Here is a 19,864-nt window from a genome sequence, read left to right on the forward strand (position 1 = left end):
TTCGTTTCCAGGAGACAACCAATGCCTATCCAGACGGAGCTCGATCCGCGGCTGAAACACGCTCTGAAAACCCGGCATATCAGTATGCTGGCGCTCGGAGGCGTGATCGGAGCAGGCTTGTTCGTAGGCTCTAGCGCAGTCATTGCGTCGACCGGACCCGGCGCGTTCATCACCTACGGCATCACCGGGTTGATCGTCGCCCTGATCATGCGCATGTTGGGCGAAATGGCAGCGGCTCATCCCATGAAAGGTTCATTTGTCGACTACGCGCGCCTCGCTTACGGCGATGTCGCCGGCTATGCGATGGGATGGCTGTACTGGTATTTCTGGGTGATCGTGATCGGGTTCGAGGCCGTCGTGGGCGGGCAAACCATCCATGCATGGTTTCCCACCGTTCCCGTCTGGATCATCTCGCTAGGGCTGATGGTGATGATGACGGCGCTCAATCTGTTGTCCGTCAAATCGTTCGGCGAAGCTGAATACTGGTTCGCGGGCGTCAAGATCGTAGCTATTGCCGCTTTCCTCATCATCGCGGGAGCCTACGTCTTCCACGTCTGGCCAGGATCGACAGCAACGTTCTCCAATCTGACCGCACACGGTGGCTTCTTTCCCAAAGGGGTGGGAAAGCTGTTCACGGGCGTCGTGGTCGTGATCTTCTCCATGACAGGTGTGGAAGTAGCGACCATCGCTGCCGCCGAATCCGAGCATCCCGAGCGCAACGTTCGCCGTGCAGTCAACACGGTAATGGCCCGCATCCTGATCTTTTTCGTTCTTTCAGCGTTCTTCATTGTTGTTGCTCAGCCGTGGACGGACATCGTGCCAGGCAAATCCCCGTTCGTGGCGACGCTCGAGAAGATCGGCATCCCGGGCGCCGCCACCGTATTGACAGCAGTCATCCTGGTGGCCGTGCTGTCCGTGCTCAACGCTGGACTTTATACATCGTCGCGTCTGCTCCTGGTCCTCAGTTCGAACGACGAGGCACCGAAGTGGGTGGGACGTGTCAATGCACGTGGCGTACCTGCCCGGGGAGTCATCGCTTCGACACTCGTCGGTTATGGCTGTGTGGTGATCGCGGCACTCTGGCCCGACACGGTCTTCCTGTTCCTGATCAACTCGTCGGGTGCGGTGTTTCTGTTCGTCTACCTGATGATCTGCCTGTCACAACTCAAGCTGAGGAGCGAATGGGAACGTCGGGGCGTGCTGAAGCTCCGGATGTGGGGCCATCCGTGGCTGCCGCTCCTCGTGACCATCACCATCGTCGCCGTGCTGGTAAGTATGGCGCTAGATCCGAAGAGCCAGATCAGCCTTCTGCAAAGCGTCGTTGCCCTGATCGTCATCCTGGCCTCCTACCCGGTGTTCTGCGTCAAGAGCAAGCGAAAGCAGGTGCGGACAGCGACACCATCGGCGGCAAATCGCACGTGACGTCGGAATCGACAGGTCTACATACGCCTCGCGTCTTCACGGTAATCGTCGCAGCGGGAAATATCCCCGAATCGCATGAACAAGAATCTGGATTGGTAGGAGAGACGGATGCCATCTCCACAAGAACTGACGCAACTTCCAAACCGCCCGCTGTGGCATGAACCCTCGTGCGCTCGGGACATGCTGGACCGCGAAGAGCAGGCCGATGTCGTGATCGTCGGCGCAGGTTATACAGGGCTATGGACTGCATACTATTTGCTGAAGGCGCAGCCATCGCTAAAGGTCGTCCTGCTGGAGCGGGAAGCAGTCGGCTTCGGCGCTTCGGGCCGCAACGGAGGGTGGGCGTCGGCGATATTTCCGATCTCGCTCGAACGCGTGGCGCAAATGTATTCGCATGCCGCGGCATTGCATTTGCAGACCGCGATGAACGAGACCGTGAACGAAATTGGGCGCGTGCTCAATCTTGAAGGCGTCGATGCTGACTATGCAAAGCAAGGCTTTCTTTCCCTTGCACGCAGCCAGCCCCAGTTCGATCGGATTCAGGCCTCGGTCGATGCGTCGGTTCGCTTTGGATTGCCGGATCAATGGCGCGCGCTCGATGCGAAGGAAGCTTCGACGCGGATTGGCGCCGAACGTGCGCTGGGCGGCCTTTACACCGAGCACTGCGCGCTGATCCATCCCGGAAAGCTGGTGCGTGGACTGGCAGACGTTGTCGAGGGAATGGGCGCGCGCATTTACGAAAAGACGGCGGCTCTCCACATCGCGCCTGGGCAGGTGACTACAGCGCACGGTGGCGTCGAGGCAAGAACGGTGGTGCGCGCAACCGAAGCATTTTCCTGCCAGCTTCCGGAGAACAACCGCTCTGTCATTCCGCTGTACTCCCTGGTACTGGCGACAGAGCCTTTGCCTCAGGCCTTTCGCCAGCGTTTGAGGCTCGATCATCGCCTGGCGTTCAATGACATGCGTCATCTAAGGGTGTACGGACAGGTGACGGCGGAAGGCCGACTGGTGTTTGGCGGTCGCGGCGCCCCATACCGCTTCGGCTCCCGAATTTCACCGGAGGATGACCTCGTCGACAAGGTGCATGCCAACATCCACGCCGCGATGCTTGAGTTCTTCCCCGACCTGGCCGATACCCGCATCACGCATCGCTGGGGCGGCGCGCTCGGGGTGTCGCGCGACTGGTGCCCGACCGTGAGTATGGACAAAGACGCGCGCATTGCGTGGGCGGGAAACTACGTCGGCGATGGCGTCGCAACGAGTAACCTGGCTGGCCGCATCTTGCGCAATCTGATTCTCGATTGCAATGACGAGATCAACCAGTTGCCTGTGGTCAACCATCGCTCACCGGCGTGGGAACCGGAGCCTTTTCGCTGGATTGGCGTCAACGGCGGTCTCACAGCGGCGGGTTTCAGTGATTTTGAAGAACGTGTAACTAACCAACCATCGCGTACAGCACGAGTCCTCGAAAAGCTGACGGGTGCCCATTGAAAAAGGAGTGATACATGACGAAGTTCACCATCGTCAAAGCCGCCGATATTGCTTCGGCCCGACTCGCCTCAGCCGGCCAGCGCGCCGGTGCCGATAGCGGCGATCCCCAAATTGCTGTCAAGACTGTTGCGCCCGAGGCGGTCGGTAATCTGGGGATTTGGGAATGTCAGCCAGGAGGTTGGCCAGTGATAAACCGTCCCGATACCGAATTTACGTACATCATTTCTGGCCGTGCCAGGCTCACCGATGACTCGACGGGTGAGGTAACCGAGATCGTCGGTGGAGATCTCGTGATCTTGCCGCCCGGTTGGACCGGGCGCTGGGATGTACTGGAACCCGTTCGCAAGATTTACGCGATTTATTGAAACCTGATCCGCGAGCATCGAAAAGAGCGGCGAGCTCGCGATGCCAACGGCCGGGTGACGTTTAATTTAGCTGAGAAGCACAGACGGCAGGGTAATTACAAAACCGACCACTTGTTTGGAGACAAAGCATGCGTAAATTCATTAATCTTGGCGCGACAGCTTGCGCAGCAGTCACACTAACGCTGCCGGCAATGGCACAGGAAGTTGTCGTGATCGGACATTCGGCCCCGCTGACGGGGCCTCAAGCGGCAAACGGCAAGGACAATGAATATGGCGCGCGGATGGCTGTCGACGAACTGAATAAACAAGGGGTGCTGATAGCAGGCAAGAAGGTGACTTTCAAGTTGGAGTCGCAAGATGATCAGGCCGACCCCAAAACCGGCGTTCAGGTTGCGCAGAACCTCATTGACCGCAACGTCGTCGCTGTCCTGGGGCCGTACAACTCAGGCGTGGCTATTCCTGCGTCTCGCGTCTACAACAATGCGGGGGTTCCTCTCCTGCCTGTCGCATCAAACCCAGCGATTACGAAGCAAGGCTTTAAGAACATTTTCCGGATTGGCGCCAGTGACGCCCAGCTTGGTGGAACGATGGGGGACTTTGCAGCCAGGGAGTTGAAAGCCAAAACAGTTGCCATCATCGACGACCGTTCTGCGTATGGGCAGGGGATCGCGGAACAGTTTGAGGAATCGGCCAAGGCAAACGGCCTGGTAATTGTCGACAAGCAATTCACCAACGGCCAGGCAACCGATTTCCTGGGTATCCTCACAGCTCTCAAAGCTAAGAACCCCGATGTGATCTTCTTCGGCGGGTACGCATCTCAAGCTGCGCCGATGGTCAGACAGATGCGGCAGCGCGGTCTGAGAGCAAAGTTACTTGGAGGAGACGCCATCTGTACAGCTGACATGGGAAAAGTGGCAGGGGAGGCTGCCTCGATTGTCTACTGTTCTCAAGGCGGGACCGCCCTGGACCAGACTGAGGAAGGTAGGAAATTCATTAAGAAGTACAAGGACACGTATCATACAGACATGCAAGTCTATGCGGTCAACTACTACGATGGAGTCAAAATGTTGGCCGACGCCATGACGAAAGCAGCGACGACGAGTGACAAAAGCAAACTGATCGCACAGCTGGCGAACGAACAATACAAGGGGATAGCCGGCAAGTACTTCTTTGACGCCGAAGGAAATCTAAAAGGCGCGCCAACAACCGTGTATGTCATTCGAAACGGCTTGCCCGTTCCTTACGTTAACTAGGCGAAGACTTCGCTGACTTTGTTGGGTCGACTTCGGAAGTTGGCGGCCGGCGCAGTTATGCACGGTTATCTGCGAGCGTCAAATTTCCGAGGTCGGCCAACTACGGTCGTTCCTCCGCACGCTCAGATGGTCATTCAAGCGTCGGCTCCACAGCAGGCACTGGACCTTCGAGGTTGGAATCATGTCGACAGCACGTCGGCCTTTATGGGAATTTGTCTCGTGTTGCCGAACCCCATCGTCTACGCTTTGAGCGACGCACGCCCTTGCCGCCATCTAGCGCGTGCGTCGTAAGGCTCAGAACTATGACTTGTTCAAATGAGCTACCCTCCGTCAACGTCCGGCTCGGCCGCTCCAATGCTCCCCGCATTCTTCGAGATCCACTCCTTCGCTCTTTGCAAGCTCTCCTCGATACTAGTCTTGTCTTGACAAACGGTCACGGAGAATCCGCCATCGCCGCTGCGCACGAGCGTGTACGTTACCAAGCCTTTGGTACCACCCATCCATTCGTCGACCTCAGCGTTATGCTTCTCGAGCAATTCAAACAATTCTTTCGAGCCCTTTCCGGAATATCGTCTTAAAAGCAGTACCGGCATGCCGCGCGCCACCACCTGTCCGTCCTCGAACACTTCGGCCAGATGGTTGATTGGCGAGCACGGCACCCCGCCGCATTCCCACTTGCTTCGACTAGCTCAGCGCAGCGGCCTGAAGGCTGCCCTCAGTTCCTGAGCGAAGATCACCGGCTGCTCCCACGCGGCGAAGTGGCCGCCTTTCTCAGCTCGGTGATAGTAGATGAGGTTCGGGTAGGCCTTCTCTGTCCAACTCCGCGGCGCTTGATATTGCTCGCCGGGGAACACGCTCACGGCCACCGGGATCTTGACGCCTTTGGCGTTGAAGAAGCCACCCTTATATTCCCAGTAGAGGCGAGACGCAGACACACCCGTGTTGGTCAGCCAATACAGTGTGATGTTGTCGAGGATTTCGTCACGCGTCAGTTCGCCTGCGGGGCTCGAAGTCCGGTTGAGAGCCTCTGCGACTGCGGCTGCGGGCTGGGCATTGGCATCATTATGGTCGAGGAGCCACGCGGCGAGGCCGACGGGTGAATCGTCAATACCATAAAGCGTCTGTGGACGCGACCCCATCAAGCGGGCGTAGTCCACTTCCTTGAAGGTCTGGGCGAGCTGCCCGTAAGCGCGGGTCTCGTCCGCTGACAGACCGGCTGGCGCCGGTGCGCCGATCTGTAGCGCCTTGTCGATGTCCGCAGGAACCGTCGCGGGCATGTTGGTGTGAATGCCGAGCAGTCCCGGAGGTGCCTGCAAGCCCATTTGATCGACGACGAACGCCCCCCAGTCGCCGCCCTGAGCGACGTAGTGCTGATATCCGAGACGGCGCATCAACTCGGCCCAGGCGCGCGCCATGTGCTCGGGACCCCAGCCGGTCGTTGTCGGCTTGCCGGAAAAGCCGTAGCCCGGCATCGACGGGATGACGACATCGAACGAGTCTTCGGCCTTCCCGCCATACGCGACCGGATCTGTCAATGGTCCGATCAGCTTGATCTGTTCAAGCACGGAGCCGGGCCAACCATGGTTGATGATCAATGGAAGCGCATTGCGGTTCTTCGAACGAACATGGATGAAATGTATGTCTACTCCGTCGATGGTCGTCACGAACTGCGGAAGGGCATTGAGCTTCGCTTCCGCTTTACGCCAGTCATAATCGGTCGCCCAATAGCGTGCGAGATTCTGCATGGTCGCGAGCGGCACGCCCTGCGAAGAGTCTGCGACGGTCTCCTTTTCAGGCCATTGCGTGGCGGCAATCCGCCGGCGAAGCTCGTCAATGGCGGCCTGCGGCACATGGACTTTGGGCAGCGGACGGATGGAGTCGTCGTCAGTCGTCGCGGGCTGTTTCGTGGAAGGCAGGCCGGCAGCCGGAACGGCATGGGCGCAACTGAAGGCAGTGGCGAGGGTAAGGCCCAGTGCGGCCGCGACGGATGCAACAAACCTGCGCCAGGTTGGCGTTGACGATACTAACGACATGGTAATTCTCCAAGTCAGAGCGTGCGAGTCTGCGGCGCGCGCAGGGTGACGCAATGGCGACGATCGAAGTGATATTGATGGCAGCCGCACTTGCCTCGTGAGTCAAAGCGCGGCAATGCGGCGTACGTTAAGCGGGTATGCGATACAGGGCGCAGAGCTTGTTGCCATCCGGATCGCGCAGATAAGCGAGATAAAGCGTCCCAGCCGGGGTCTCACGTACGCCCGGTGGGTCCTCGACCGATTTGCCGCCATTGGCGATCCCTGCGGCGTGCCAGAGATCGACCTGGTCAGTTGACTGGCAGGTAAAGCCGATCGTGCCGCCGTTGGCATGGGTAGCCGGCTGGCCGTCGAGTGGCCCCGTCACGATGAAAGAACTATTGCCGGCGGCATAGACGTAGCCGCCGGCGGCCCGGTTCAAACCCTCGCCATAGCCGAGGGAGCCCAGCACGGCATCGTAGAATCTCCTGGTTTTTTCAAGGTCGTTGGTGCCGACCACAACGTGACTGAACATCGATTGCTCCTTCATTAGTATGCCTGAATGATGATCGTGCGCTCTTCGACGTGTAGCAGGTCGGAGCTCTTTGACCACATAGGGCGCGACTACTTCAAGACGCGATGCCGGTAAATTCAGCGATGCGTCGAGCCGTTGGATCGAGCACGTGGCCCGTTTGCAGTAAATGACCGAGCCGTATCGGTAGGCCAATTGCGGGAACCGCGTCCCAGAGACTCAGTATAACTATGAAAATCATAGTGTCAAGATATGCGCATATGCTTGTATGTTCATACTAAATTCACCGCGTTCAGGCGAGGGTTCCTCCGGCCCGGCCCGCCCTCGGGGCCGGGTCTCGGGTCACTCCACTTCGCCGTGCCGGCAGATACCATCGGGACACGAGCTGACCTTGGCCGGCACAGCGCGTGGCGAGGCCACAAGTCGTCGCAGGAACGCTGACGTCCGCAGCACTCTGGAAGCCGTCATTGACATCGTGCCAAGTGGACGGCTATAGAGGGGTCGACATGCGACGGATGACTCAGCCGAATGCAAACAGGTTGCGGCGTAACCTGATTCCTCACGCAAGCCCAAGGGCGATTAGCGCCCTCCTAACAAGAATCGGGATGGAAACGGGCATGGGGCGGGCGCGCCTATGGTAAGGCGCGACTGCTTGCTGTCGACGGGCACGCGGCACATGCACGCAGAAACCTTCTCAGCCACCGTTAATCGCGACACCCGAAAGGGTCGCTAATCCCATTGTTCAGATACAGGGAGATCCCTGGTTGAACTCGGTTCGTCGCTTGCCTAATATCTCTACATCATACGTATGATCTAGAGGCGAAAACATGGAAACGCTCCATCGGCAGGTCCTGAACCAGATGGGCGAACAGATCTGTTCAGGCAAGTTCGCGCCGGGCGATATCCTGCCGGCCGAGCCCGTGCTCGCCGAGCAGATGCAGGTCAGTCGCATCACGATTCGCGAGACGATGAAATCGCTGTCGGCGAAAGGCATGCTCCAGGTGCGCCGCCGTTACGGCACGATCGTGCTGCCGCGTTCGCAATGGCAACTGTTCGACCCGGACGTGATCACGTGGCGCGCGAGGGCGGGAACGGTTGACGCGGGCCTGATCCAGGATCTGATGGAGCTGCGCCTCATCATCGAACCGAACGCAGCCAAACTCGCCGCCCGACGCGCGACCGATGAAGACCGCGTTGCCGTGCGTCGCGCTTTCAAGGCGATGGAACGCGCTGTCGCCGGCCATGGCGAATACGTTCCCGCCGATCTCGCGTTTCACGGCGCAATCCTGACCGCCTGCCACAACCAGTTTGTCCAGCAGATGCAGAACGCACTGTCGGCGATTCTGCGTACGAGTTTTGAGCTCAGCTCCGAAATCGCCGGCGGTCCGGCGCGTTCGCTGCCGATGCACGAGGCTCTTTGCGTGGCGATTGAAAAGGGCGATGAAGCGGCCGCGGAGGCTGCCGTACTGACGCTGATCGAGCGTGCGGAGAAGGACTTCGAAGACCGCGACAAGCTCAGGCAAACCGCAAACGACACACCCGTCTGACGCTTCCTGCTTCCACTATCGTCGCGGCGGGAGGCCGGTCGCGAGGGGCGTTTTCGCGCCTGGTTTTTGAATTCCGCACAAGGAGCCACGCATGACACAGTTATTCGACTTGAGCGGGCGCACGGCGCTCGTCACCGGTTCGGCACGCGGCATCGGCTTTGCGCTGGCCGAGGGACTCGCAACCGCAGGCGCGAGCGTGATGCTGAACGGCACACGCGCCGATACGGTCGCCGACGCGGTCAGCCGGCTGGATGCGAAGGGCTTCCGCGCGCAAGGCCGAGCCTTCGACGTGACCGATGAACGGGCCGTCGCCGATGCGTTCGCCCAATGGGACAAGGATGGCATCAGCATCGACATCGTCATCAACAATGCCGGCATCCAGTTTCGCAAGCCGCTCGTCGAGCTAGAACTGTCGGACTGGCAGCGCGTGATCGACACGAACCTGACCAGTGCCTTCATCGTATCGAAGCAGGCGGCGCAGCGGATGATCACGCGCGGCACGGGCGGCAAGATCGTCAATATCGGTTCGCTGACGAGCGAAGCGGCCCGCGCGACAGTCGGCGCGTACACCGCGGCGAAAGGCGGCATCAAGATGCTGACCCGCGCGATGAGCGCCGAATGGGCCGCGTCAAACATCCAGGCGAACGCGATCGGTCCCGGCTACATTCTGACCGATATGAACCAGGCGCTCGTCGATAACGCCGCCTTCGATGCATGGGTCAAGAACAGCAACCCGTCGCAACGCTGGGGCAAACCGGAGGAACTCGTCGGCACGGCGGTGTATCTGTCGTCGCCGGCATCCAGCTACGTCAATGGCCAGATCATCTATGTCGATGGAGGCTGGCTGGCCGTGCTTTGAATGCAACTCACGCGGGGATCTACCACAACTAAAAGAACGGCACGATCCCGCTTATCACGCAGTGTGTGCCGTCTTTCGCGGTACCGATCGGAGACATCATGGAAAGCGTCAAACCCGTAGCAACTCAAAGGTGGTGGTATCTGATGCCCATCATCTTCATCACTTACAGCCTCGCCTATCTGGATCGCGCTAACTACGGTTTTGCAGCAGCTGCCGGCATTGACAAGGATCTCGGTATCACGCATGGGACGTCGTCGCTGATCGGGTCGCTGTTCTTTCTCGGCTACTGTCTGTTTCAGGTGCCGGGTGCAATCTACGCGCAGCGCAACAGCGTCAAGAAACTGATTTTTTTCAGCCTGATCCTGTGGGGCCTCTGCGCCGCAGCGACGGGCATGGTGAGCAACATTCCGATGCTGATGGTGCTGCGCTTTGTGCTCGGCATCGTGGAGGCTGCCGTGATGCCGTCGATGCTGATGTACATCAGCCGGTGGTTCACGCGGACAGAACGGTCGCGCGCCAACACGTTCCTGATTCTCGGCAACCCGGTGACGGTGCTGTGGATGTCGGTGGTGTCCGGCTATCTGGTGCACAGCTTCGGCTGGCGCGAGATGTTCGTGATTGAAGGCGTACCTGCACTCGCATGGGCCGTGGTGTGGTGGTTCACGGTCAAGGACAAACCGGCCGATGCGCCCTGGATGAGCGACGCGGAAAAGACCGAATTGCAGGCGCGCCTGAAAGCCGAGCAGGCCGATATCGCGCCGGTGCGCGACTACAAGACCGCGTTCCGCTCGTCGATCGTACTGAAATGCTGTGCAATTCACGCGCTGTGGAGCATCGGCGTGTATGGCTTCATCATGTGGCTGCCGTCGATTCTCAAGACGGCTTCGACAATCGATATCGTGTCGGTCGGCTGGCTTGCCGCCGTGCCGTATCTCGCTGCCATCGTCCTGATGCTGCTCGCATCATGGCTGTCCGACAAGACCCGCAACCGCAAGCTGTTCGTCTGGCCGCTGCTGCTGATCGGGACGATTGCATTCGTGGCTTCGTACATGATCGGCAGCTCGCACTTCTGGATGTCGTTTGCGTTGCTCGTCGTGGCAGGTGCAACGATGTATGCGCCGTACGGACCGTTCTTTGCCCTCGTTCCCGAACTCATCCCGAGCAACGTGCTGGGCGGCGCGATCGGACTCATCAACGCATGCGGCGCATTGGGAGCGTTTCTCGGCTCGTGGATCGTCGGCTATCTGAACGGCGCAACGGGTAGCCCGGCGGCCTCGTACATATTCATGGCGGGTGCGCTGCTCTGCTCCGTGATTGTGATGATCACCGTGCCTGCGCCCGCCGGTCAGCGCTCGAAGCAGGAAGGGCGGCTCGCAGTGAGCCGCTGATAAAGCGCTACGCCACGACACAACATTTGCAAGGCAGGAACAACATGGCAACGCTGATCACCGATGTAAAGGTCATCCTGACCGCGCCGGAAGGCATCAACCTGATCGTCGTCAAGGTAGAGACCAATCAGGCTGGACTGTATGGGCTCGGTTGCGCGACGTTTGCGTATCGGCATGTCGCGGTCAAATGTCTGATCGACGAGTATTTGCGGCCACTTCTGATCGGCAGGGACGCCGAGGCGATCGAGGAACTGTGGCAACTGATGCACCAGAACGCTTACTGGCGCAACGGCCCCATCGAGAACAATGCGATCTCGGGCATCGACATGGCCTTATGGGACATCAAGGGCAAGATGGCGAGCATGCCGCTCTATCAGCTCTTTGGCGGCAAGTGCAGGGAAGGGGTACCGATCTACCGTCATGCGGACGGGCGTGACCTCAACGAATTGTGCGAGAACATCCAGAAGTACCGGGAGCAGGGCATCACGCACATTCGCTGTCAGAGCGGCGGCTACGGCGGAGGCGGCTATGGCAAGGCGCCACTGGGCGCGCCGGCGCGTGCGCCCGAAGGCGTGTATCTCGACAGCAGGAAGTACATGCGCGAGACGCTCAAACTGTTCGACGGCATCCGCAGCAAGGTAGGCTTTGACGTCGAGCTGTGTCACGACGTGCATGAACGCCTCAAACCCGTCGAGGCGATCCGCTTCGCGTGCGAGCTCGAGCGATACGAGCTGTTCTTCCTTGAAGATGCGATTGCGCTGGAAGAGGGCGAATGGATACGGCAATTGCGAGAAAAGACGACGACACCTCTCGCTCAGGGCGAACTCTTCAACAACCCGTCCGAATGGCGTTTCATGATCACGGAGCGCCTGATCGACTTCATACGCGTTCACCTGAGCCAGATTGGCGGGATTACTGCCGGACGCAAGCTGCAGATATTCGCCGAACAGTTTGGCGTGAGGACGGCCTGGCACGGTCCGGGCGATATGTCGCCGATGGCTCACGCGGCGAACATCCATATCGATCTCGCTGCGCGCAATTTCGGGGTTCAGGAATGGTCGGGCACCGAGCCGCCCAACTTTGTCATTCAGGACCTGAAGGGGCCGCGGGCGGCATTGCTGGACGTCTTCCCCGGCTTGCCCGAGTTCCGCAACGGGCATGTGTATGCGAACGACAGACCCGGTCTGGGCGTCGATATCGACGAAGCCGAAGCGGCAAAGTACCCGTGCGAGAACACGGTGACGACCTGGACGCAAACCCGGTTGAAAGACGGTACTTTGCAGACTCCCTGATTGAGAGCAAGGGGGAGCATGTTGTGTGTGCGGTTTGGGTTTAATTATGTTAGGCGTGCGCGCATGACCATTGGAATTGCCGTGATAATGAGGCAGTTATCACGGCTCGAGCGTGGCCTCTCCATCATCGGCGCACCCAAGCCTAACAGCGGACGCAGGAGCGTGACGGATGGAGTTGCTCCGCTAAAGTCTACTTTACATCGACTATCAGCTGCAGGTCGAAGGCCGCCGGACAGCCGGGATCACACGAGCATATGCGTGCCGATGTCGAGCGACTGGCTGTCGGGGCACCATGCTCGCGACGGCATAACCGGCTAATGATTTCCCCGCCGCTTTCCACTAATACGGGCGGACGTGCACTAGACGCTATTGCTGCCTTCTGGAAGTCGAGCTTCGGCGCTGCCAGCCAGGCCGCTGATGCGCGGCGTATCCGGCAGCCACCAAGGTGACCAACAAGGCCGCGACGCCGCTGGCAGCCAAGCGTAGCGCTCGCTCGTGCCTGCCGCGTTCGCACGTGGCGGGCCGGAGGCTCTAGCGTCGGGGGACAGCATGCTGGGTCGAAAATTGACTCTCGGCCGAAAGACCGAGACATCCCTGCAACGATTACGATTCCGCGTCCGGTTGCTTTGATGGTTCCGCCTGCGCGAACGCATCCAGCGCCATCGCATTTGCAGCGAGACGCGATATGGTGGGGTAGCGATTCAATGGGATTTCAAACCTGCGTGCGTTCCAAACCTGAGGGACCAGACACAGGTCGGCGATGGTTGGAGCGCTACCGAACACAAAGTCGCCGACGCGACGCTCTGAACGTAGCCGACTCTCAAGCGAACTGAAGCCGGCGTCAATCCAGTGTTGGTACCACTCGGATTTTTGTGCATCTGAGATACTGAGACGCTTTTTAAGGTACTGAATTACGCGCAGGTTGTTGACCGGGTGTATCTCACAGGCAACTTGCAACGCCACGGAGCGAACGAATGCGCGGTCCGCTGGCGCAGACGGAAGCAGCGGTGGGTGTGGATAAAGCTCGTCGAGATATTCGATAATTGCAAGAGACTGGGTGAGAACCTGTGGCCCATCTTCGAGCGTCGGAACCAACCCGTCTGGATTGAGCTCACGATATACGCTAGCGAGTTGCTGCCCGCCTCCTTTCAGCAGGTGGACCGCCGCATACTCGTACGGCAGACCTTTCAACGCCAGCGCAATGCGGACGCGATACGATGCGGAGCTTCGGAAGTAGCTGTAGAGCTTCATCCGTTATTCTCCGCAACGACATCGAGGGCCGGCAGGATAGTGCCGACGCACGTACCGAAGCCAACGCGGTAGCCATTACCCTGGCACCATCCGCGCAAGGTCAGTTCATCACCATCTTCGATAAAGGCGCGTTCCTCGCCTGCCTCAAGTTTGAGAGGCGTCTTTCCATTCCACGTCAACTCAAGAAGGCTGCCGAAGGTCCCGATGTGCTCGTCACTCGAATCTGATTTCGGCCCGCTGATAGTTCCGGAGCCCATGAGGTCGCCCACGCGGGTGTTACAGCCCGATGATGTGTGATGCGCCAATTGCTGCGCCATCGACCAATACATGTGCTTGAAATTGGTCCTGGCAATCGTCGTTGGCTTCGCCGCGAAGTTGGGCTTCAACTGAACCTCGAGATTCATATCGACGCCTGCGTTGTTGGCACCGCGCAGATATTCCAGCGGTTTCGGTAGCTGCTCTGGCTGCTCGACGCGAAAGGGCATCAACGCATCCATCGTCACCACCCACGGCGAGACAGTAGTGGCGAAACCCTTTGAGTTAAACGGGCCAAGCGGCTGATACTCCCATTGCTGAATGTCGCGGGCGCTCCAGTCGTTCAGCAGGACCATCCCGAAGATGTGGTCGTCCGCATTCTTCGCGGGGATAGGGTTCCCGAGCGCGCTGCCGGCGCCCACAAAGAAGCCGGTTTCAAGTTCAATGTCCAGCTTGCGGCACGGCCCGTAAACCGGACGAGCAGAACTCGGGTCCTTGCGTTGACCGTTCGGGCGCCGTATCGGCGTACCGCTGACCACAACAGACGAAGCGCGACCGTTGTACCCGATGGGAATCTCGAGCCAGTTTGGCATCAGCGCGTTTTCTGGGTCACGGAACATGCAACCAACATTTGTGGCGTGTTCGCGTGATGAATAGAAGTCGGTGTAGCCAGGAATCTCGAAAGGCAGGTGCATGACAGCATCTGACTGCCGGACCATTACACGGTCGCGCACGTCACGGTCGTCGCGCAAAGCCGCTGTATCGGTCGTAAGCAGGGCCGATAGCTGGCTGCGTACACTTCTCCAGACGGGCCTGCCCAACGCCACGAAATCATTCAGCCGCTTTTGGCGGAAAACACTCTTGGGATTACCGTCGTCGTCCACGACCGTGTACGGGACCGCCAGCAAGCGAGCGGACTCGAGCGCAGCGAGGTCGACAATCCAGTCACCGATTGCGACACCCACGCGAGCGACGTTGGACCGGGCATCGGTGAAGATGCCGAACGGAAGGTTCTGGATAGGGAAGTCAGTGTCTTCCGTGTTGGCCGATTCGACCCAACTCTTGAGGTTTGCACGGGTGGTCTCAGCCACTGAGTCTGCATTGTCGGTAGTTGAAGTCATCGATGGTTTTCCGGGTTGAATCTGTTCGTGAGGCCCTGCCAGCATTCGAAATACTCGTTCTGGAGCTGTGACGTTTCGAGGGCGAATTGTGTCGGCTTGATGAGCGTCCGAGTCTCAAACATGAATGCCATCGTCGAATCAACCTTGACTGGCTTCGAGGTGTCGGAGACTGATGCTTTCTCGAATGTCCCGGCGTCCGGGCCGTGACCGGACATGCAGTTGTGCAGGCTCGCTCCGCCCGGAACGAAGCCTTCTGCTTTGGCGTCGTATTCGCCGTGAATCAGGCCCATAAACTCGCTTGCGACGTTCCGGTGAAACCACGGAGGACGGAAAGTGTCCTCGCCGACGAGCCATCGCGGCGGAAAGATGACGAAGTCGATGGTATCGACCCCGGGCGTGTCGCTGGGAGACTGCAGTACCAGGAAGATGGACGGGTCCGGATGGTCGAAGCTGATGGAGCCGATGGTGTTGAACAGGCGCAGGTCATACTTGTACGGTGCGTAGTTCCCGTGCCATGCGACGACGTCCAGCGGCGAATGACTTATATCCGCGCGCCACAGGTTGCCATTGAGCTTGGCGACAAGCTCGAAGTTTCCTTCGCGCACTTCATAAGCGGCAAGCGGGGTCAGGAAATCGCGGGGATTGGCAAGGCCATTGGAACCAATCGGACCGAGGTCGGGAAGGCGGAAGAGGGCGCCGAAGTTTTCACAGATATAGCCGCGTGCTTCGCCATCCGGCAATTCGACGCGGAAGCGGACACCACGCGGAATGACTGCGATTTCTTGTGGAGCGACTTCGAGCAGGCCCAGCTCCGTCGCGATGCTCAGCCTGCCGGCCTGAGGCACAATAAGGAGTTCTCCGTCAGCGCTGTAGAAGAAGCGGTTCGACATTGACTTGTTAGCCGCATACAGATGAATGGCGCACCCAACCATCGCTTCGGCTGAACCGTTCCCGGCCATCGTCACGAGACCATCGACGAAATCGGTCGGTGTTGTGGGAATGGGCAGCGGGTCCCAACGCAACTGGTTGGGCGGAGTAGGCGGGACGCAAGAGAAGTCGCCGACAAGTTTGCTGTTTTCGAGGAGCGTAAAGGGCTTGTGGACTGCCGCGGGACGCACTCGATACAGCCAGGAACGTCGGTTGTGGGAGCGTGGTGCTGTGAACGCGGTACCGGAGAGCTGCTCTGCATACAGTCCGTACGGTGCGCGCTGAGGCGAGTTGCGACCGGCCGGCAGGGCGCTGGGCAGTGCTTCGGTCGCAAACTCGCTGCCAAACCCAGACTGGTAGCCAACCGGATGCGCAGAATGTGCCGACGCCGACGACGCGCGCTTCAATTGCTCGTTACGTAGGGTTGCAGGCTGAATCGATTCGTGGCGAATAGATGCATCTTGCGTCGTTTGTTCCACTTTGAAACTCCAGATGGGTTCTTCAATCCAGGGACGGCCGCAATTCACTTGCAGCCAAACCATCGCAAACGCTCAGCCTTCGAGCGTTTCCCACATTTCCTTATCGCGCTGAGCGGTCCAGATGCGCGGGTCGGGATATTGCGTCGCTTCGTCGTGTGCTCGGGTCACATCGAACGGCATGCAGTGGTCGAAGATGACCCAGTCGCCGAATTTGGGCTTGAGTGTGGAATAGGTCTCTTTGTAGATAGCATTGAGGTCCTTGCCTTCGCTGGCACCCGACTTCACCTTGCTGTAGAGCTCGCTGATAAAGGCTCGCGTACCGGCAAGTCCGTCGGCGACTTCCTGAGGCGTCTTGAGTGCAGCGCCACGACCGGGGACGAGCTTTTCGGGCTTCAGTGCGGCAATGGCATCGAGCGTCGGGGGCCAGTCCTGGAAGTACGCATCGCCTGCATACGGAGTTGCGCCGTATTCGACCAGGTCGCCGGAAAGCAGCGTCTTTTCCTGCGGCAGCCAGACAACCGTGTCGCCCTTCGTGTGTCCGCGGCCAAGCTGCAGGATTTGCACCTCGAGCTTGCCCATCCAGAGCGTCATTTTTTTCTGGAAGGTGAGGGTCGGCCAGGTCAGACCCGGCACAGATTCAACAGCATTGAAGAGACGCGGGAAGCGCTCAATCTCGCTCTTCATGTCCTGCTCGCCGCGTTCGACGATGAGGTCATACGTGTCCTGGCTGGCGATGATTTGCTCGGCGTTGTACGCCGATGCGCCGAGCACGCGGACCGCATGATAGTGGGTCAGCAGAACGTACTTGATGGGCTTGTCTGTGACTTCACGAATGCGGCGGATGACGTCTTGAGCCATCACAGGCGTTGCCTGCGTATCGGCGACGAGCACCGCGTCGTCCCCGATGATGATGCCGGTATTCGGGTCGCCTTCAGCGGTGTATGCATACGCATGTTCGGAAAGCTGTTCGAACGTGACCTTCTTTTCGTCAACGTCCGCGTGGGAAGCAAACTTCTTTTCTGTCGCCATAGCAGGAAACCTCTACAAAGTAATTGAAAGGGGACAGGGTGGGTTCATTCAGCGACCCTGGCATTGCTGGAATTATACATAAGCGAACACAGTCGCATATAGATAATTTCCCGTACGGTCGGAGACGGAAGCTATCGGCCTTGCCGTCTTTCTCGGACGCCATGGGAAATGCGGAAATCCGAAAATATGTCGGGAGACGTTTGTTGGCTGTTGGCGAGTGACAGTACGGCCGCGCGGATGCGCGCCAGCACGATACGTAGGTGCGGACGGTTCGAGCAGGGAAGGGTATTGCGAATAGCTGTCGCTGGACGCGCGAATTGCGTGACCATCGCCACTTGATAACGGCGCGTCAGGTTCCCCGGGCGCTTCCGCGAGTAACATCGGCCGCCCGCAATTCTGTGAGGATTGGACCGCGCGCCCGTAGGCTCGGGATTAAAGGCGATGGCATTGAGGGCCGTTTGCCATCAATGCGATGCGAGATTCAATGAGTGTTTTCGGCGGAGGCTGCTCCGCGCAGCGTGCCCGGTACGCCCCTGTGGACAGGGCCGAGCGGAACAATCGACGAGACTTTCGCATCAGCCGACTGACGCGAAGCGCGAGTCAGCATCGCTCGGAGACACAGTCAGATTTATGCCTCGCTGTCCTGCATCGCCTTGTACCCCAAACGATACGAGAGGTCAGTGGTTGTCTGACTGAGGGTTCGCGCGAGCTCACCATCCCAGCGCGTATCGAACGTTCCGGCCGGACCGACAAGCGTGATTGCCAGCGCAATCGTGCCATTGAACATGAAGACCGGCGCCGCGATGGCGTTCACGCCCGGCAGTGGCTGACCGGCTGTGCGGGTCATCCCTTCTTCACGAATCTGCTGGTACTCCTTGAACAGACGGGCCTTGTCTGCCGATTTGAGGTCGGTTGCGCCGCTCAGCCGGATGCCTTCGTCATCCAGCGCTTTGCGCACTAGCGGCTCGGGCATATGTGCGCCGAACAGTCGACCGGTCGCGGTATTGACGAGCGACATGATGGTTCCGACCCGCAACGTCAGATGAAGTGGATAAGACGGGTCTTCCTGTCGCACGACGACCGGGCCGTTGGGACCCCAGGTCGTCAAAAAGACGCTCTGCCCGGTCTTCGAAGCGAGTGCCAGTACGTCCGCCTCAGCTTCACGGAGTGGGTTCAGTCGCTGCAGGCCGTAGAGCCCCAGACGCAATGCCAATGGACCCGGTGCATAGTCGCCGGAAGGCTCAACTCTTTGTACCAGCTGTAGCTTGATGAGGCTAACAAGGTACGGAAAGAGCTTGGCGGGGGGCATGCCCGTCACGCGCGCAACTTCCTTGAGCGGCATGGGAGAATCGGAGTAGGTGAGCGCAAGCAGAATCTCGCTTCCGACTTCGACTGATTGAATACCCCGTTGCGACTTTTCGGTGCTTTCGGTGTCCATGCGACTATCTCGGTTGGGTTACGAACCCCTGAAATCAGGCTTCCGTCGTCGTGAGTGCAGAAGCCGGTAAAATCAGCAAATCACACTCACATTCGTGCGGCAGAGGATTGCATGGTAACGAAGCAACCGGCAAAAGAACAGCATTCAGAAGGCAGCGACACGAATGCTCGAAAGGAACAACGAGGCATCCAGAGCATGGAGGTAGGCGGCCGGTTTCTTGAGTATCTTGCCGACGCAGGCCAGCCGGTGACTCTGGCAGAGCTAAGTGCCCAGAGTGGTATCCCTGCAAATCAGGTTTTCACATACATGGTCAGCCTCTTGCGCACTGGCCTTGTGAAGCGGGACCCCGTTACGTCGCGTTTCGAGCCGGGCCCGCTTTCACTCCGCTTGGGATTACATGCGTTGCGAATGGTGCCTGCCGTGCGCCACGCCATGCGGCCATCCAGCGAACTTGCAACGCGCGTGGGTCAGAGCGTGCTTCTTGCTGCGTGGGGGGATAGGGGCCCGACAGTGCTTCAGAGTATCGAACCTGCCGCATCGCTCCATGCTGGCATTCATGTTGGTACGGTGATGTCTCTCGTTCACTCCACGACCGGCCGGGTCTTCGCCGCACACAAGCAAACAGCCAATCTCAAGGACCTGGTGAAGGCCGATATTGGTGCACAGACTCCCGAGGGTGATCGGCTCACTATCGAACAGTTCGAAAACGTTCTGGCCGACATCCGTAAGCGCGGCCTCGCGAGGGGGGAGGGCATGCCAATTCCAGGAATCAACAGCATCAGCGCGCCGGTTTTTGACGGTAGTGGCGACATCGTTCTCGTCCTGACGCTTTTCGGTGTGGCCGGGACCTTCGACGTCGCATGGAAGGGCGAACTTGCGACGAGTTTGCTCGCGACAACCAGACTGCTAACAGAGCAAAACGCCAGCGGTATTGCTCCGACCGAATAGCGTCTGACGTTCGCGTTACCATGAATTGAGATCTTCTGACGTGTCTCATCTTGTTGATGCACGGCATGCCGCAATTCGCCGCGACGGGCACACAACTGCCTGCCCGTCGCCTCAGTGTTATCCCTCATCAGTTCTCAAGACGCATCTCTGAATATCGCGCTTGGATACGTCGCCGCGTGTTACCTGGCGCCCGTCCGCGAGTTGCGCTGACCTCTCTACTAGTCGTCCCAACATTTTGCCTGGCGTAAAGAGGCAATT

At 59.1% G+C, this 19,864-nt stretch carries 17 protein-coding genes; 9 read left to right on the forward strand and 8 right to left on the reverse strand.

The features are described 5' to 3' along the window. Positions 1-21 precede the first annotated feature (21 nt). The 4 genes from C2L64_RS49045 to C2L64_RS49060 all read left to right on the forward strand — a co-directional run bounded on the left by C2L64_RS49045 (position 22) and on the right by C2L64_RS49060 (position 4,531). The gene (locus tag C2L64_RS49045) at positions 22-1,422 is read left to right on the forward strand and encodes an amino acid permease (RefSeq protein ID WP_090836861.1); all 1,401 of its coding nucleotides are present in this window, start codon (positions 22-24) and stop codon (positions 1,420-1,422) included. A 180-nt stretch (positions 1,423-1,602) separates the two neighbouring features. After that, positions 1,603-2,913, forward strand: a complete 1,311-nt coding sequence (locus tag C2L64_RS49050; RefSeq protein WP_208525956.1) for an NAD(P)/FAD-dependent oxidoreductase — start codon at positions 1,603-1,605, stop codon at positions 2,911-2,913. A 14-nt stretch (positions 2,914-2,927) separates the two neighbouring features. After that, a complete protein-coding gene (locus C2L64_RS49055) occupies positions 2,928-3,278 on the forward strand; it encodes a cupin domain-containing protein (RefSeq protein WP_090836865.1) in 351 nt (116 codons plus the stop codon). Positions 3,279-3,406: 128 nt separating this feature from the next. Beyond that, positions 3,407-4,531, forward strand: a complete 1,125-nt coding sequence (locus C2L64_RS49060) for a branched-chain amino acid ABC transporter substrate-binding protein (protein WP_090836867.1) — start codon at positions 3,407-3,409, stop codon at positions 4,529-4,531. A gap of 320 nt (positions 4,532-4,851) precedes the next feature. Here the strand turns inward: C2L64_RS49060 and C2L64_RS49065 are convergent, their stop codons facing one another. The 3 genes from C2L64_RS49065 to C2L64_RS49075 all read right to left on the reverse strand — a co-directional run bounded on the left by C2L64_RS49065 (position 4,852) and on the right by C2L64_RS49075 (position 7,075). Beyond that, positions 4,852-5,124 (reverse strand): hypothetical protein, encoded by a 273-nt coding sequence (locus C2L64_RS49065; protein ID WP_090836904.1) that lies wholly within the window; start codon positions 5,122-5,124, stop codon positions 4,852-4,854. A gap of 96 nt (positions 5,125-5,220) precedes the next feature. Continuing rightward, positions 5,221-6,564: an epoxide hydrolase gene (locus C2L64_RS49070; RefSeq protein WP_090836870.1), complete on the reverse strand. Its 1,344-nt coding sequence runs from the start codon at positions 6,562-6,564 to the stop codon at positions 5,221-5,223. A 127-nt stretch (positions 6,565-6,691) separates the two neighbouring features. Continuing rightward, positions 6,692-7,075 (reverse strand): VOC family protein, encoded by a 384-nt coding sequence (locus tag C2L64_RS49075; RefSeq protein WP_090836907.1) that lies wholly within the window; start codon positions 7,073-7,075, stop codon positions 6,692-6,694. A gap of 824 nt (positions 7,076-7,899) precedes the next feature. Between C2L64_RS49075 and C2L64_RS49080 the strand changes: the two genes are divergently transcribed. The 4 genes from C2L64_RS49080 to C2L64_RS49095 all read left to right on the forward strand — a co-directional run bounded on the left by C2L64_RS49080 (position 7,900) and on the right by C2L64_RS49095 (position 12,158). Continuing rightward, positions 7,900-8,619 (forward strand): FadR/GntR family transcriptional regulator, encoded by a 720-nt coding sequence (locus tag C2L64_RS49080; protein WP_007581098.1) that lies wholly within the window; start codon positions 7,900-7,902, stop codon positions 8,617-8,619. Positions 8,620-8,710: 91 nt separating this feature from the next. Next, positions 8,711-9,478 (forward strand): SDR family oxidoreductase, encoded by a 768-nt coding sequence (locus C2L64_RS49085; protein ID WP_103154405.1) that lies wholly within the window; start codon positions 8,711-8,713, stop codon positions 9,476-9,478. 98 nt (positions 9,479-9,576) lie between these two features. Beyond that, on the forward strand, positions 9,577-10,866 hold the full coding sequence (locus C2L64_RS49090; protein ID WP_007581096.1) for an MFS transporter: 1,290 nt from the start codon (positions 9,577-9,579) through the stop codon (positions 10,864-10,866). A 44-nt stretch (positions 10,867-10,910) separates the two neighbouring features. Continuing rightward, positions 10,911-12,158, forward strand: coding sequence for an enolase C-terminal domain-like protein (locus tag C2L64_RS49095; RefSeq protein ID WP_103154406.1), 1,248 nt, complete (start codon positions 10,911-10,913; stop codon positions 12,156-12,158). Between the two features lie 603 nt (positions 12,159-12,761). On the opposite strand, the gene maiA is transcribed toward C2L64_RS49095, so the two are convergent. The 5 genes from maiA to C2L64_RS49125 all read right to left on the reverse strand — a co-directional run bounded on the left by maiA (position 12,762) and on the right by C2L64_RS49125 (position 18,658). Further along, positions 12,762-13,409, reverse strand: a complete 648-nt coding sequence (maiA, locus tag C2L64_RS49105) for a maleylacetoacetate isomerase (RefSeq protein ID WP_090836465.1) — start codon at positions 13,407-13,409, stop codon at positions 12,762-12,764. Next, a complete protein-coding gene (gene fahA, locus C2L64_RS49110) occupies positions 13,406-14,785 on the reverse strand; it encodes a fumarylacetoacetase (RefSeq protein WP_090836468.1) in 1,380 nt (459 codons plus the stop codon). The genes maiA and fahA overlap by 4 nt, the downstream gene beginning before the upstream one ends. Beyond that, positions 14,782-16,119 (reverse strand): homogentisate 1,2-dioxygenase, encoded by a 1,338-nt coding sequence (hmgA, locus tag C2L64_RS49115; RefSeq protein ID WP_090836646.1) that lies wholly within the window; start codon positions 16,117-16,119, stop codon positions 14,782-14,784. The genes fahA and hmgA overlap by 4 nt, the downstream gene beginning before the upstream one ends. A 144-nt stretch (positions 16,120-16,263) precedes the next feature. Then, positions 16,264-17,220, reverse strand: coding sequence for an MBL fold metallo-hydrolase (locus C2L64_RS49120; protein WP_090836470.1), 957 nt, complete (start codon positions 17,218-17,220; stop codon positions 16,264-16,266). 628 nt (positions 17,221-17,848) lie between these two features. Then, the gene (locus C2L64_RS49125) at positions 17,849-18,658 is read right to left on the reverse strand and encodes an IclR family transcriptional regulator (protein WP_090836471.1); all 810 of its coding nucleotides are present in this window, start codon (positions 18,656-18,658) and stop codon (positions 17,849-17,851) included. 111 nt (positions 18,659-18,769) lie between these two features. Between C2L64_RS49125 and C2L64_RS49130 the strand changes: the two genes are divergently transcribed. Next, positions 18,770-19,606: an IclR family transcriptional regulator gene (locus C2L64_RS49130; protein WP_090836473.1), complete on the forward strand. Its 837-nt coding sequence runs from the start codon at positions 18,770-18,772 to the stop codon at positions 19,604-19,606. Positions 19,607-19,864: the final 258 nt, after the last annotated feature.

Origin of the sequence: Paraburkholderia hospita (assembly GCF_002902965.1) — a bacterium.
GTDB lineage: Bacteria > Pseudomonadota > Gammaproteobacteria > Burkholderiales > Burkholderiaceae > Paraburkholderia > Paraburkholderia hospita.

Coding starts and splice junctions, on each gene's coding strand:
- C2L64_RS49045 (WP_090836861.1), top strand. CDS start 22: ATGCCTATCCAGACGGAGCTCGATCCGCGGCTGAAACACGCTCTGAAA.
- C2L64_RS49050 (WP_208525956.1), top strand. CDS start 1,603: ATGCTGGACCGCGAAGAGCAGGCCGATGTCGTGATCGTCGGCGCAGGT.
- C2L64_RS49055 (WP_090836865.1), top strand. CDS start 2,928: ATGACGAAGTTCACCATCGTCAAAGCCGCCGATATTGCTTCGGCCCGA.
- C2L64_RS49060 (WP_090836867.1), top strand. CDS start 3,407: ATGCGTAAATTCATTAATCTTGGCGCGACAGCTTGCGCAGCAGTCACA.
- C2L64_RS49065 (WP_090836904.1), bottom strand. CDS start 5,124: ATGCCGGTACTGCTTTTAAGACGATATTCCGGAAAGGGCTCGAAAGAA.
- C2L64_RS49070 (WP_090836870.1), bottom strand. CDS start 6,564: ATGTCGTTAGTATCGTCAACGCCAACCTGGCGCAGGTTTGTTGCATCC.
- C2L64_RS49075 (WP_090836907.1), bottom strand. CDS start 7,075: ATGTTCAGTCACGTTGTGGTCGGCACCAACGACCTTGAAAAAACCAGG.
- C2L64_RS49080 (WP_007581098.1), top strand. CDS start 7,900: ATGGAAACGCTCCATCGGCAGGTCCTGAACCAGATGGGCGAACAGATC.
- C2L64_RS49085 (WP_103154405.1), top strand. CDS start 8,711: ATGACACAGTTATTCGACTTGAGCGGGCGCACGGCGCTCGTCACCGGT.
- C2L64_RS49090 (WP_007581096.1), top strand. CDS start 9,577: ATGGAAAGCGTCAAACCCGTAGCAACTCAAAGGTGGTGGTATCTGATG.
- C2L64_RS49095 (WP_103154406.1), top strand. CDS start 10,911: ATGGCAACGCTGATCACCGATGTAAAGGTCATCCTGACCGCGCCGGAA.
- maiA (WP_090836465.1), bottom strand. CDS start 13,409: ATGAAGCTCTACAGCTACTTCCGAAGCTCCGCATCGTATCGCGTCCGC.
- fahA (WP_090836468.1), bottom strand. CDS start 14,785: ATGACTTCAACTACCGACAATGCAGACTCAGTGGCTGAGACCACCCGT.
- C2L64_RS49120 (WP_090836470.1), bottom strand. CDS start 17,220: ATGGCGACAGAAAAGAAGTTTGCTTCCCACGCGGACGTTGACGAAAAG.
- C2L64_RS49125 (WP_090836471.1), bottom strand. CDS start 18,658: ATGGACACCGAAAGCACCGAAAAGTCGCAACGGGGTATTCAATCAGTC.
- C2L64_RS49130 (WP_090836473.1), top strand. CDS start 18,770: ATGGTAACGAAGCAACCGGCAAAAGAACAGCATTCAGAAGGCAGCGAC.